Here is a 12,667-nt window from a genome sequence, read left to right on the forward strand (position 1 = left end):
CCGTGCCGCAGCCGCCGGGTGGCGGTTCGGCACGGTTGTGCGATCGTGAAGGATGTGGCCATCAAACCTTGCCGGTCCGGAATGACGGGCCTAGACCAGCGCGCGAAGCTGGTTGGCCTTCTCGGCCCGCATCTCCGACAAGGCCTGGAACAGCTGCTGAAATTGCTGGCGCAGCCGCTCGGTCAGGTCGTTGGCGTCGGCCTTGTGAGTGTTGGCCAATTCAGCATTGGACGCAGCCAGGCTGCCGTCGGCTTCGTGAGTCTTGGTGGCCGCACTGGCTGTGGCCTCATATTTTTTTGCAAAGCCGTCAAGTCCCTTCGAAGAGACGTCCAGGATCGTTCTCGTCGAACCGGTGTCCCACTTGATCGTCGCCAAGCTGGCGGCGCAGGATCCAAGCGTCGCATAAAATGCATTCGCTGCGTTGCTCTTGATGTCCTTGGCCGCCGCCCTGTTGCTCGCCGCCTGTGCGAGCTGCTGCGAGCGTGCGACCTCCATGGCCTCCTTGCGCTTCTGGAGGGCGTCGTCCTGCTGGTGTTCGTTCGATTGCAGGGCGGCCTTGAACAGCGCGCGTGCGGCGTCCCGCGGCGACAGTGCCAAGCCAGCGTCACCGTCCGGGACGCTCGCCGGGTTCAACGCATCCGCGGCGGCGGAGAAGCGGCTTGCGGCGGCTCCGACGGCGCCGTCATACTCGGCCGGCGGAACCGCCGAGGCCGGTGCGAACGTCGCCGTCGTGCTTCGGGAAGCCGACGTGATGGAGGGCGGAACGGCGCCCTGCAGGCTCGAGATGCCCGATGCGGTGGCTTTGGTGGACCTGCCGACCGGCTGGGCGCCATCCGGCAACGGCTGGTCCAGTCGAGAGCCGGAATTGCGAATGTTCTCGATCATGATCTGATGTCTCCTTGCGTGAACGGATTGTCAGGCGAAGCGAACGCGCGAGGTCACACTCGCCTTGTTGCGCAGCGTGTCGGCGGTCTCCTCGATGACGCGTGCCCAGCTCTCGCTCGTCGTCGTCAAGCGTTTGATGGCCTGCTGCACATACTCGTCGATCTGCTCGATGGCGGCTTGGGCTATCTGCTCGTCGGCGCGCGCGCGCCGGCCCGCGACCTGGTGGCTCGCGCTGTCGTAATTGATATAGCCGACTGCAACATCGCCCCCGATCTTCACGAGCTTGGTCCCCAGTTGCAGAATGCCGTTGTTGAGCTGCGTTGGGTCGCCGCATGCCAAGGTCATCAGGCCGACGGTAGTTTGTGCGATGGCAAACGAAAGGCGGAAGCTCTCATCGGCCTTGTTGGCGCCTTCCTCGTCGCCCGGATGGGTCAACAAATGAAGATTTCCGGCAATTCCGTGTCCTGTCGTCATGTTCAGAGTGCTGTCGGTCGCGGATATCAACCCGCAGACGCCGTTAGCGATCAGCAGCACCCCGATCGGACCGCCGACGCCACTCGCCATCGCGGTCCATCCCGCAATGATGCTGACGACCGAGACGACCACGTCGCACACCGTCTTGACCGCATCCCACCAATCGCCGTCCGACTGCTTGGCGAGCTCGTCGATCGCCTTCTGTGCGGACGCCAGTCTCCGGGCGACCGCCTCCTCGCGGCGCTGGTTGTCGACCTTGATCTCGTCGTGGCTGGCCTTGCCCAGAATCTCCGCGATCTTGGCGGCGGCGACCGCGCAGACCAGCTCCGGGCTCTCCTGGTTCGGCATGAATCCGGCGAGGCTGGCGAAGGCCGCGCCGAGGTCGTCGGCAACGCCGCCTGGCGGCGGCAGGTTGCCGCTGCCGGCGACGGCACCGGCCACACCGGCGCCGACTTTCGGATCGACCGGCGCGACCTGCGGCGCGATTTGTCCGGTCGAGATCGGCGAAACTGGCTTGACTGCGACGTCCATGGCGAACTGCTCTTGCTGGTGGTGACTATTCGCTATCGCGCGGCCCGGCCTGCGTGCCTCTGCGCGGAGCGGCGCTCGATGGCATGCGCATGCATCCGTACGGCGTGTGCCGCGGCGGCCGCATTGCTGCCGCGGCTGAGCCGTTCGCCCACCGCGAAATGCGCGATCGCGCCATCATATTCGCGGGCGGACAATAGGCACTCGCCGAGCCGCAGATGTCCCTCCGGATTGGCGGCGTCGAGGGCGATGAAATGCACGTAGAGCTTGGCGGCGAGCGCGACGTTGCCTTCGCTCTGATAGGTGAGGGCGATCGCGTAGATGACGCGGGCGTCGAGCGGTTCAAGCTGATGCAGCACGATCATCCACTCGCGCCCCTTTTTGACGTCGCCGGCCTGGATCATCCGGCAGCCGCGGATGAACATGGCGTCGCGCTCCTCGCTGGTAAGGCCGCAGATGTCGGCCAACGCCATGCCTTCCGACATCAGCTTGAGGACGCTCCGCACCTTCGGCGGAAGCGCGAGGCCGTCGATCAGCCCTTGCGCGACCGGAGCGGCGATCTCGATCCGGCGACGCCAATCGGCCTCGGTCTTCGGCAGTCCATCCAGTATCGACATGGCGATGAGGTCCTTGAACCCGGTGCCGGCACGATAGCCCCGGCTCCATCGGCCCCGTGTCGCAGGAGTTACAGCGCCGGTCTGTTTTGCTGCGGACGCCGCTGGGATGCGCAGAGCCTCCGCGTTGCGGAGCGACGCTCGTCTATTCGAGGGGAAGCGGCGGCGGCTTGACGCCCAGGAGGTGATAGACTCTCAATTGGAGCTTATGGGCCTCTCCGGCGTGGCGTTGCGCCTCGTCATAGACGTTTTCGGTCCGCTCCTTTTGTATCCTCGTCCTGTCCACTTCCCCGTAGACGGAGTCGAAATATTGCGCGGCGCCAGGCGTTTCCGAGTGGACGGTGTGCCTGGCGAGCCAAAGCGTCTTTCCTGCGCGCTTCGAGGCCTCACCGGCCTCGCGCTTCGCGTCCCATGCCTGCCGCAGGAATCGCTGCTGCCATTCGACATTCGCGTCGGCCATATTCCGCACTTCGGTGGCGTGACGTTCGAGCGAGGGTCGGAGCTGAGCCAGCTTGTGTTGCTTCGCGGCGGGTGCCAGGTTCGATTGCTCGATCGCTCGCCTGGTCCCGATGTCGGTCTCGTAAACGGTGAGTGCATCGACCGTCGCCTTGTTGAGCGCTTCGACGATCTCGTGGTTGAGATTGAAGGGTTCCGACGCGGCAGGCGGCGGCGTCGTTTGCGAGGCGATTCCGCTGGAGATTGGCTTGCCCGGCGCGGGTGCTTGTGCGACGCGGATTTGCGCCTGGACGTGCAGCGGTTGATCTTGTGGACGTACGATCCCATCGCCCATCCTGTCCCTCCTGTTCGAAATCGCAAGCGGCGCCGACGGCGGTGGCCGCGCTTGAAGACGAAGCGTAGCGTGGCGGATCGTGCGGCGAGAGCGGTCACGTCCGCTGCAGCGGTCGGGGAGCACGCAGTTCGGTCCGGCTCCGCTTCACGTCTACCAATATTTGCTATTCTTCAGATTCAATGCCTCGGTGTGGCGCTGTTGGGCGCCTATATAGGTGTCGTAGGTGTTCGCATATTTGTGTGCTGCCGCGTGGATCGCCTGTTGGTCATTTCCCTTTTTGGCTTGTTCCAGTTCCCCCTTGACCTTCTGCAACGCATCCCAGGCCGGTCGAAGCATCAGATCCTGCAGCTCGAAATTGGATTTGGTGAGCCGATACGCTTCGGCCCAATGATGGTCGAGGCTGGGCCTGAGGGCTTCCAGCTTTTCCTGCTTTGCCTTCCGCGGCAGGTCCGACTGCTCGATAGCTTCCATTTCTTTCTTGTCCTGCCTGTAGCGCGCGACCGCATCCCTGGCCGCTCTGGCGCTGTGCTCCGCCGTTATCTCGAGCTCTGTGCGTGGTTCGGGCGGGGCAGGCGGAGGCGTTGTCTTCTGCGTGGCAATCCCGCCGGAGACCGGCTTGCCGGCCGCAGGCGCTTCAGCAACCTCGATCGGGGACGGCAGGTGCACCGGCTGTTGGGGTGTGGAGCTGCTGACTTCACTGCTCATTGTGTCTTCTCCCATGCTGTCGCGTCAGCCGATGTCGCCTGTCGCGCGTGCCTGCACACATTGCTGACACGGTTGCTTGATCGGAATTGTGCCGGGGATGACAGAGGCTGGAAGCTTTCATCCCGCGGCCGGCGATCGACCCTAGCGATAGGGATTTATCTCCTCAGCCAGCGGATGAGGAATTCGCTCGCGATCGAGCGCGTGGTCGAAGACCCCGAAGATGGTGTCCTGATCCAGCCCGTAATTCACGCCCTTGGCGATCGCCGCACCGGCCCATTGCGGCCCGACCTCAGCGGATCTGTCGCGGCCGTCCTCACCCTGTCCGAGCTCGGACAGCACGCTCTCGGAGAGCTGCCGCAGCTGGCCGGCATTGAGGCCGTTGATCCAGGAGAGAAGCTGATCGGGCGTCATCTGCCGGTATTCCGCATATCGGGCGAGGAAGGCGACTTGGGAGCCGCCGGGAAGCGCGGTCAAATAGTCGCTTTGCTTGCTCAGTTCGCTCGCTGCCAACGGGTTGAAGCCGGCCGCGCGCAGCATGATTCGCATGGGCTCTTCGTATTGATGAGCTGCTTTGTGCCCGTCGTAGACTGCCTTGCCGACCACCGATACTGTCGCGACGGCAATTCCCGCGGGTCCAGCCCAGGATGCCGCGCCGAACGCCGGTGCGACCGCGGCACCGAATCCGATGGCCGAGCCGGCGGAAGCCAGGGCTGCAGCGGTGTCCTGGGGAACGCCGAGTCCAAAACCGGAGCGCACGCTGTTCACGGCTTCGATCAGCGCGAACACACCAATCAAGACCTCGCCGGCGGCCACGCCGCTCACTTTCGCGCCGGCCAACCGTCCAAATCCCTTGGTGGCGTCGGCCCAACCGACACTGACCAACGATTCACTAAGCCTCTGCGCCGCGAGGGCGCCGAGCACCCCGGTCTTGGCCACGCCGTTCAGGTCGAGATGCCCGAGGCTAATGGTATTGTACAAGTTGAGGGCAACCACCCCGAGCGCAAGGCCGCGCATCAACTTGCCGGCCGGGGTTTCCCGCGCGAAGGCGCCGGCGGTGCGTCCGGCTGCTTTCAACTCGGCCTCCAAGCTCGCGAGCGCTGCAGCATCGTCGGTAGCCAGGCGCGAAACCTTCGTCACGGCGGCGACGGCCTTGTCGAGCTCGGGCTTGGAAACTCCCAACAGTCTCGCGAGGCGCGTATCCGCCAATCCCTTGATGGCCTCCACCGCCTTTTCGATCCGTTTCGGGTCCGTCACGCTGAGACCAGCGAGCTTGCTGGACACCATCCGGCGCACGATCACGCCTGCGGCGACGTTGGTGAGCCGCAAGCCGAGAAAGCCGAGTTTGCCTGCGGTTGCCAGCGAGAAGGCAGAGCCGTCGTGGTCCTTGATAGACTTGAGCATGTCGGCGATATCGCTCAGCGATTCGTCCTTCTGCAGATTTGGGTCTGCCTGAATCGCCATCTCGATTGCCAGTCGTGCGGACTTGTCGTTCGCAATGGCCATCCACTGGCCGAGCAATTCGGGGCCGGCGTTCAGTTTGCCCGTCAGCTTGCCCAGCGCGATCATGTGCCGGACCAATTTGCTGCCGTCGTCGATGAGCGCCTGATTCAAGCGGTCGTGTTCGGTTCGCCATTCCGGGCCCTTATGCGCGAAATAGGCATTCATCGCCGCTTGCGACTGCTCCGCGGAGACAGCAGGGCCCAGTGTGGTCGACAGCCAAGCCAGTTCGCCGTCATGCTTGGCGAGCGCCTCGACGTCGGATTTTGTCTTGTGCTGAATCTCGGCCTGCGATCCCGGTGTCCCGGCGGCGAGGGTCTGAAACACTTCAGATGCATCGCCGCCTTGCGCCCGGGCCTGACGGGCATTGGCGACCGCGTAGGCCATGCCGCCTCCGCGCTGCATGGCGCTGAGCACGGGCTCCGCATCCCATGCGGTGAGGGATGCGAAGTCCGCGACCACGCGATCGCCACTGCTCGCGCCGGAGATCCGGTCGCAGAGCGCAACGACGTCGGCATGGCCGTCCGGTCCGAGCGCCGCGAGCGTCGGCAAGCTCTGATGGTTTCCGGCGCCCTGGCGATACTCCACTGCCGCCCATTCCGCGAGCGTGGCGGCGAATTCGCGATCGACGAGAGCGGCCGCCGCCGCGAGATTGTGCACGGCTCGGTCCGCCCGCTGGCGCGGCAGCAGAGCAGTGTCGGCCAACGGCGCGTTGATCTGCTTGACGGCTTCGTTGACGAGGTAGGACGTCATGGCGTCCTGCAACACCAGTCGTCGCACGTCATCGGGCTGCTGCTGACAGCTCGTACTCAGATGCTGCAGCGTCTTCAGGGCGTCGCCGTGGGCGTCCTTGAGCGCCGCCGCAACGATATCCGACGCGGTCTGAATGGCCTGCGGACTGACCACCGACGCTGCCGTCGTTTGCGCCGTTGGGAGCAGGGTGAGGGGCGCAGCAGGTGCCTGCGATGGCCCGAGAAGCCCCGCCGACGGGCGGGATTGCTGAGCCTTCGCATCAGGCCGCTCGTCGCCGCCTGGGATCGTCGGGGGAAGCGCCGGCCGGGGAGCTGCTTCGGTACGTGGCGACATCCGATTTCTCCTGTTTACACCGCGCCGATGCCGCGGTTGCTGTACGAAGACTTCAGGCGTGTTGTTGCACGAGAGGCCGCGGCCTCCTGTCTCAGGCGTGACACGTCGCGCAGGGCGCCTTGGCGAAGTTTGCAAGGAACTGGTGCTGGGCTATCCCGCCTGGTCCGCCGCTTCCGTGCCATGGCGCAGATAGCTCTCCACCACGTCACGGGCGCGGGGGAGGTCGTCGAGCTCATAGAAGCACCGCGCCTTGAGATAGCGGCGCAGCCGCTGCGCATCGGTCATCCTGTAGGCGCCGAAGCGTTCGACCGGATCGATGCGGTCGAGCTCGTCGAGGCAGGCCAGCGCCGCGCGCCAGTCCTGCCCGAAAAAGCCGAGCACGGCACGCGCCAGCGTCACCTCGGCCGAATTGTCGCCCAGCACGTGCAGCGCCTGCGCGAGGGTGGAGGCGCGTTCGGTGAAGCCGTTCTGCGCCAGGACGTAGATGTTGAGCAGCAGGAAGTCGCGCTGCTTGACCGACAGCGGGCTCGTGGCGAGCGGCGGCTGGCTGGTGGTCGCGCGCACCGTGCGCGAGGCGTCCTTGACGGTCGGAAGGTTGGTCGGGCTCATGTCTAGCCGCGCAGCAGTGCGGCAAGCGAGCGGCGCACCTCCTCGTCGAGGCTGTTTTCGTCCTCGAGACAACCCGCCGCCCGCGCGAGCAGCTCCCTGCGAGCGCCGCTTTCCCGGCTCGCACAAGCCGCGATCAATTCCTGCGCCTGCAGCCGGATATCGGCCAATGTCGAGGGTTCGAGCAGGTCGGGATCGAGGAATTCCGGTTGGAGCAGAGCCGGCAGGCGTTCATCGAGCGACGGCCGTTTCAAGACGTCGTCGAGCGGCTGGCTGACCGGCAGAAAGACCGGACGCAGTCCTTTGTCCTTGGGAAGGTGGACGTCGTCTCCCACCTGGTAGCGGGAGATCGTCTCCAGGCCGACTTCGAGGCTCCTGATCCGCATGGGCGACTCCGCTTGGTTGCAGCATGGAGGAGGGGCCGACGGAAGATCCCAGCTCTTCCCCGCGATGCGCTAACTGATGTTTCGGCCGATGCTCGCGATGATGTCGCCGGCCTTCGTCAGCGCGTTGGTGGCCGCCTGGAAATGCGTGGTGCGCTCCTTCTCCAGCGTGTTGATGTCGTTGAACTTGAGCTGGTTCTCCTGGCTGATCTGCTGCACCGTGTTGCTCAATATCGCCGACCATTGGTCCCAGGTCGACTTCTGGAAATAGTTCAACGTCTTGCCCGCGTTGTCATAGAAATCGAGGCCGCTGGGCCGCGTGACGCCGAGCAACTCTTCGATCGGGCTCAGGGTGCTGTTGAGGTCCTTCTCGAACATGCTGACGGCCTTGAGCTGCGCATCGCTCAGGGCAGGTGGAGTGAACTTGCTCTTGTCATCGTCATCGCCGTCAACCTCTATCGGAGACTGCAGCTTGTTGATGCCCGTGTGTGCCTTATCGGTTCCGGGTCCGAAGCCCGAATTATTGCCGGTATCGCCGTGCTCATCGTAGCCGAGCAGCCCGCGCTTCTCGTCGCTCTTCGATGCGTCGAACGTCGCGATGGTCTGGTTGATGAGCTCCTGGATCACGTTGTAGGTTTTCAGGAGCTGGTTGATTTGGTTGATCTCCTCGGTGTCGGCAGCGTTGATGGCCTGGTCCTTGAGGTTGGCGCTGAGCTGAAACGCAGCGAGCAGGTTCGGCGCGTCGAGATGTTTCGTGAGCCCGACCAGCGTGCCGGTGTTGGCGATCTGCATCGCCGCGTTGTCCGCCGCCAGAATCTGCTTCTCCGCGTTCATGAAGCCTTTAAGGCCGTTCAGGATATCGAGGTTGTTGCCGTCATCGTCGAGATTGAGGCCGGTGACGTTCCTGAACTGATTGGGATCGCTGGGATCGGGGACGAGCGGGCCGGCGGCCTTGGCTTTTGCGAACACCGCAACACGATGGAAGCGATCCGATATGGCGCTGACCTCGCTGTTGATGTTGGTGACGGAATAGACCTTGGTGGCATCGACGCGCTTCTGGACGTTGGCGAGCTCGTCGAGGAATACCTGCTTGTCTGCGCTGGACACTGACGTGTCCTTGCCTATCGCCGTTTTCAAATCATCAATCGCACTGCTCGCCTCGTCGACCTTTGCCGTCATTCCCAACCGTACCAGTGTCTTGGCGGCGGCGCCGGTCCCGTCCATATCGGCGGCCGCCTCCGATGAGATTCGCGTCTGGTCGGCCATGGTCATGGTGGCGAAATCCGCCTTCTGCAGGGCTTCCAGGATGTACACCTTGGTCTGGTCGCCTGAGAGCATGACGTGGATCGCGTCGTTTCCGGTGCCGATGGTCAGGATGCCCATCTCATCGCCTTCGCCTTTTTTCCTGCGACTATTGATGTACTCCGCCTGATACGCGCTATGCCAGCTGGCGAAGATGTTTGCGGTGAGCGCGAAGGGTGGATCGTCGAAGTGGGCGGGCTTGCCGGCCTTTGCGATCAGGCTGTCCGGCGAATCCGGATCTGGGCTCAGAACCGGAAACACCGCCTGGGCACCGGCGTTGTTGATCGACGGATCGAGCCCAACGGCGCCGCCCAGCGGATTGTCATAGGGCGTGTTCTGCGGCGGCGGCAGCTGCTCGCCGCGGGTCGGTTGGATCACCGGCGAATTGCCGAACGCACCGCTCCAGAAATCGCTCATGCCATGTTCCCCAGGAATCAAAGGTGGATGCGGGCGCGCGGGACGAAGCCCGCGGTGTTCTGCTCGCCGAAGTCGTGCTGCAGGCTGTTCCTGCGCAGGGCTGTGCGACCGTGCGCGCGCGCCTTGTGGACGAGGCGGGTGAGTTGTGACGGGTCGCCGGTCGCCGCCGACAGCAATTCGCCGACCCGGATCAGGAGGCGGTCCATCAGCGCGTCGACCTCGGTCATGTCCGCGCAATACGGCATCGTCAGGATGATGCGCCTGGCTTCGCCGTCGGATGCGATCAGCGGAACGGCGCAGATGCGCTCGAGCTGCGCGCGAAGCTCACCGAGTACGCGAGCCCATTCCCGCGTCTCGCGGGAGGGCGGCTGGTCTTGCACGAACCGTTCAGTATCCAAGACAGCATCCGTCAGTTTGCGCGCGCCGCCGGCGCGCCTGCCGCTCTTCGTACGAGGTCGCATTGAAGAGTGACACTCAGGGTCGTCAGCCCGGATCTAGCGCGTATCATCCCGCTCTGCGGCCGGGTGTCATGTAGGTGACAACCCGGATTGAATGATGATGGCTTGTCTGTACGCCGAATGATCGTGGAGCTGTCGTTGGAAAGCCGGGATATCGATATCGTGCTGGATCTTCTCGCGCCACGCGCAGCCGGGGTCGGCTTTGCGATGCCGGCGATCGCCGGGGCGATCGACCTGACGCGGCCGGATCTCGTTCTGCGTGGGGCGCGCAGCGCGTTCGAGGCCCGCCGGTGGAGCGGCGATCCGGTTGCCTCGGCGGTGCTGGCGCTCGTCCGGGACGACTGGAGCGATGACGCCATCGAAGGCTTGCACGAGACGATCGCCGCGCGTCGGGCGGATATGGAATGCGGCGAGCCGTCGCTGCTGCTGCGCGACTGCGTGGCCGAGGCATTTGCGGCTGAATCGATCGGCCGTGCCGCAGTCCTGCTCGCGACGCTGCTTCATCTTGAGGTCGACGAGGCGGAGACGCTCTCGGCGCTCGCGCTGTGCGCCGCTCGCCTCGGTCGCTTCGAAGAGGCACTGCTGCTTGCCAACGAATGCCTGAAGCTGCCGCAGAAGCACCCACGCGCCTATTGCATCGCGGGCTTTTGCGAGCTCGATCGGGGCAACCGCAAGGCCGCGCAGTCGCTGCTGGCGGTCGGCGCCCGGATCGCGCGCGGCCGTCCGGACTTTGCCGAAATGCTGCGTGCCGCCCAGCGTGTGCTCCTGATTTTGCACTTTGCCTGAGGTTGATAGCGTCGACCTCTGCTCAGTGCTCTATTTGACGATCAACGGGGCAGGGCGAGGATGCATCGAAGCGTGCGGCGCCCGCGAACGGACGCGGAAGTCGTTGTAGGTCACCGGCTCGAGCGGCAACGGGCATCCGAGCTGCCGCATCTGGTCGATGATCCGCAGGCGGATGCCGTCGGCGCCGCCGAGATGGGAACGCGGGCCACCCACGTAGAAATGCGCAACCTGATGCGCGCGGCGGTCGAAATTCGCGAGATCGTTGTGCAGCGTGTAGCAGATCAGCACGAGCTGCGCCTTGGCCGGCGCCGCCGCGAAGACCAATCCAGCGGCCACAAGGGCCAAGGCGAAGAGGCGTTGCGAGGACATGATTGATCCCGGTCGCGGAAGGGGCGGGCGATCCGCAACCGTCGTTGCGAGTGCATTCCGCCAGCAGCGAATGCACTCGCCGGAACGTCCGGATCGGTGCCCCGCCGGTTACTCGATGTTGCGGGCGCAGGACCGCAGCACGTCGGACACCGCCTTGAGCGTATTGGTGCGCAAGTTCGCGATGGTCGACCACGTGTTCATGGCCATCTGCATCGAGAATGCCTTCTCGGTATCGGAGAGGTTGGCGTTCTGCTGGATGTTGCGAATGTCGTCTTCGATCTTGCTCATCTGGGTCTGCAGATGCTGCTGGTTCCAGACCAGGTCGAAGCCGTCCCGGTTGAGATAGCTATACTTGAAGCCGCCTTGGGTGATGGTTCCGTTGTGATCCGAGCCCGAGTCGAGCGTCGGTGCAAAGTCCGATGATCCAGCGTTGGTTGAGCCGGCCATAGTCAGTTCTCCTGTGTTGCTCGCCGGGAGGTTCCCGGCGAGGTTGCCTGCAGCATTGCTCGCGAGCGAGGCTCATCGAGCCGGGTGAGCTCCCGTGATGACGCCGCGCGCGGCGGCGACGGCATTGCCGATCGTCGTTGCGCGCGCGTAATCGCCGGGAGAAGGGCCTGAACGTTGAAATGCCGCGATCCCGGCGGCGATATGGTCGAGCCGCGCCAGCGTCGCCGCGATGACGGCGAGGCGGTCCCTACCGTACAGCCGCTCCTCGAGCTCGGTCATCGCGAAGCCGGAGAGTCCGATCGGTCCGAGGTCAGCCATCGCAGTCCTGCTCCATGGCGACGGTCTCCAGTGCCTTGCGATCGACGATCAAGATCGCGCGATCCTTCGAGACGACCCATCCCGCGCGTTCCCATGCCTTCAAGGTCCGGTTGACGCTCCCGCGCGCGCCCCGCGCCATCAGGCCGATGTCGGCCTGCGTGACCATCGGCCCGATCCGCGGCACCGCTTGCCCGTCATGATCCTCCTTGGAGCCGAGGCCGTCGGCCAGCCTGAGCAGCGCCTGGGCAACGCGCCCGTGCAGCGTCTTCAGGCTCATGAGCCGGGTGAGATCGACGTAGGACCGATAGCGCCGCGCGATCAGGTGCGCGATGCAGTCCTGGAGCGGAGGAAAGCGTCTGCGCAGCTCGTTGAACTTTGCGGTGGAGAGGCTGCCCACGATGGTCGCCCCGATGCCGGTCGCCATGTCGCAATGCACGCCGCCGTCGAACACGCCGAGCTCGCCGAAGCTCGCGCCGACCGGCAGGATCGCGTAGAGAATCGCGGAGCCGTCGTCGAGCACGTAGGACAGGCGAACGTGCCCCGATATCACGAAATAGAGCTGCTGCGCCGACTCTTCCTGAAGATAGATCACCTCGTTGTTGCCGTAGAGCCGGCGCGACGATGCCGAGATCAGGGCGTCCCAGGCATCGTTGCCGACGGATGCGAAATCGGAGCAGGATTTGAGCGCGCGAAACCCCACGGCGCCGGTTGCACTGGTGGTGCGCGCCACCGCGGCACCGACATCGGTGTCGAATGCCGAAACGGCGCGATGATGTGCGCTCGTCGATTCCGAATTCAGGACGGTTCGATCATGTAAGGACACGCCAGTTTCCCGCACGATAAATATCCGAAATCGTTCTGATGCTGAAAGACCCGATGTCCAGCAGCGTCGCAATCATGGAACCCGTCGCATCGTCGCGCGGTCGCGAGCGTTCGTCGGTGAACGGTGTCACGTATCGACGCGATCGACGGTCAAATACGACTTGCGGCAGAGGCCGACCT

General features: G+C 64.5%; 15 protein-coding genes. 1 reads left to right on the forward strand and 14 read right to left on the reverse strand.

What is annotated here, in order from left to right; translation table 11 throughout:
- Nucleotides 1–90: 90 nt before the first annotated feature.
- The 10 genes from XH83_RS13010 to XH83_RS13055 form a co-directional block, all read right to left on the reverse strand.
- Nucleotides 91–885: a hypothetical protein gene (locus XH83_RS13010; RefSeq protein WP_194407373.1), complete on the reverse strand. Its 795-nt coding sequence runs from the start codon at nucleotides 883–885 to the stop codon at nucleotides 91–93.
- Between the two features lie 30 nt (nucleotides 886–915).
- Entirely contained in the window at nucleotides 916–1,890 is a 975-nt protein-coding gene (locus XH83_RS13015) for a hypothetical protein (RefSeq protein ID WP_194407374.1), read from the reverse strand.
- A 32-nt stretch (nucleotides 1,891–1,922) separates the two neighbouring features.
- Complete coding sequence (locus tag XH83_RS13020) at nucleotides 1,923–2,504, reverse strand: M48 family metallopeptidase (protein ID WP_194407375.1); 582 nt, start codon at nucleotides 2,502–2,504, stop codon at nucleotides 1,923–1,925.
- A 142-nt stretch (nucleotides 2,505–2,646) separates the two neighbouring features.
- A complete protein-coding gene (locus XH83_RS13025; protein ID WP_194407376.1) occupies nucleotides 2,647–3,291 on the reverse strand; it encodes a hypothetical protein in 645 nt (214 codons plus the stop codon).
- A 150-nt stretch (nucleotides 3,292–3,441) separates the two neighbouring features.
- A complete protein-coding gene (locus XH83_RS13030; protein WP_194407377.1) occupies nucleotides 3,442–3,996 on the reverse strand; it encodes a hypothetical protein in 555 nt (184 codons plus the stop codon).
- 141 nt (nucleotides 3,997–4,137) lie between these two features.
- A complete protein-coding gene (locus XH83_RS13035; protein WP_194407378.1) occupies nucleotides 4,138–6,579 on the reverse strand; it encodes a hypothetical protein in 2,442 nt (813 codons plus the stop codon).
- A gap of 150 nt (nucleotides 6,580–6,729) precedes the next feature.
- Nucleotides 6,730–7,188 carry a hypothetical protein gene (locus XH83_RS13040; RefSeq protein WP_194407379.1) on the reverse strand — a complete coding sequence of 153 codons (459 nt, stop codon included), beginning with the start codon at nucleotides 7,186–7,188 and terminating at the stop codon, nucleotides 6,730–6,732.
- Between the two features lie 2 nt (nucleotides 7,189–7,190).
- Entirely contained in the window at nucleotides 7,191–7,571 is a 381-nt protein-coding gene (locus XH83_RS13045; RefSeq protein WP_194407380.1) for a hypothetical protein, read from the reverse strand.
- 69 nt (nucleotides 7,572–7,640) lie between these two features.
- Nucleotides 7,641–9,287, reverse strand: coding sequence for a hypothetical protein (locus tag XH83_RS13050; RefSeq protein ID WP_194407381.1), 1,647 nt, complete (start codon nucleotides 9,285–9,287; stop codon nucleotides 7,641–7,643).
- Nucleotides 9,288–9,304: 17 nt separating this feature from the next.
- Nucleotides 9,305–9,685: a hypothetical protein gene (locus tag XH83_RS13055; RefSeq protein ID WP_194407382.1), complete on the reverse strand. Its 381-nt coding sequence runs from the start codon at nucleotides 9,683–9,685 to the stop codon at nucleotides 9,305–9,307.
- 180 nt (nucleotides 9,686–9,865) lie between these two features.
- Here XH83_RS13055 and XH83_RS13060 point away from each other — a divergent pair, with 180 nt between their 5' ends.
- Complete coding sequence (locus XH83_RS13060) at nucleotides 9,866–10,531, forward strand: hypothetical protein (RefSeq protein ID WP_194407383.1); 666 nt, start codon at nucleotides 9,866–9,868, stop codon at nucleotides 10,529–10,531.
- Between the two features lie 30 nt (nucleotides 10,532–10,561).
- Here XH83_RS13060 and XH83_RS13065 read toward each other — a convergent pair whose 3' ends face one another.
- The 4 genes from XH83_RS13065 to XH83_RS13080 all read right to left on the reverse strand — a co-directional run bounded on the left by XH83_RS13065 (nucleotide 10,562) and on the right by XH83_RS13080 (nucleotide 12,488).
- On the reverse strand, nucleotides 10,562–10,900 hold the full coding sequence (locus XH83_RS13065; RefSeq protein WP_194407384.1) for a hypothetical protein: 339 nt from the start codon (nucleotides 10,898–10,900) through the stop codon (nucleotides 10,562–10,564).
- A gap of 108 nt (nucleotides 10,901–11,008) precedes the next feature.
- A complete protein-coding gene (locus XH83_RS13070) occupies nucleotides 11,009–11,347 on the reverse strand; it encodes an EscF/YscF/HrpA family type III secretion system needle major subunit (RefSeq protein ID WP_194407385.1) in 339 nt (112 codons plus the stop codon).
- A 72-nt stretch (nucleotides 11,348–11,419) separates the two neighbouring features.
- Complete coding sequence (locus tag XH83_RS13075; protein ID WP_194407386.1) at nucleotides 11,420–11,665, reverse strand: hypothetical protein; 246 nt, start codon at nucleotides 11,663–11,665, stop codon at nucleotides 11,420–11,422.
- Nucleotides 11,658–12,488: a Crp/Fnr family transcriptional regulator gene (locus XH83_RS13080; RefSeq protein ID WP_194407387.1), complete on the reverse strand. Its 831-nt coding sequence runs from the start codon at nucleotides 12,486–12,488 to the stop codon at nucleotides 11,658–11,660. Before XH83_RS13080 ends, XH83_RS13075 begins: the two co-directional genes overlap by 8 nt.
- Between the last annotated feature and the right edge of the window lie 179 nt (nucleotides 12,489–12,667).

The organism is Bradyrhizobium sp. CCBAU 53351 (assembly GCF_015291745.1).
In the GTDB taxonomy this organism is placed as follows: domain Bacteria; phylum Pseudomonadota; class Alphaproteobacteria; order Rhizobiales; family Xanthobacteraceae; genus Bradyrhizobium.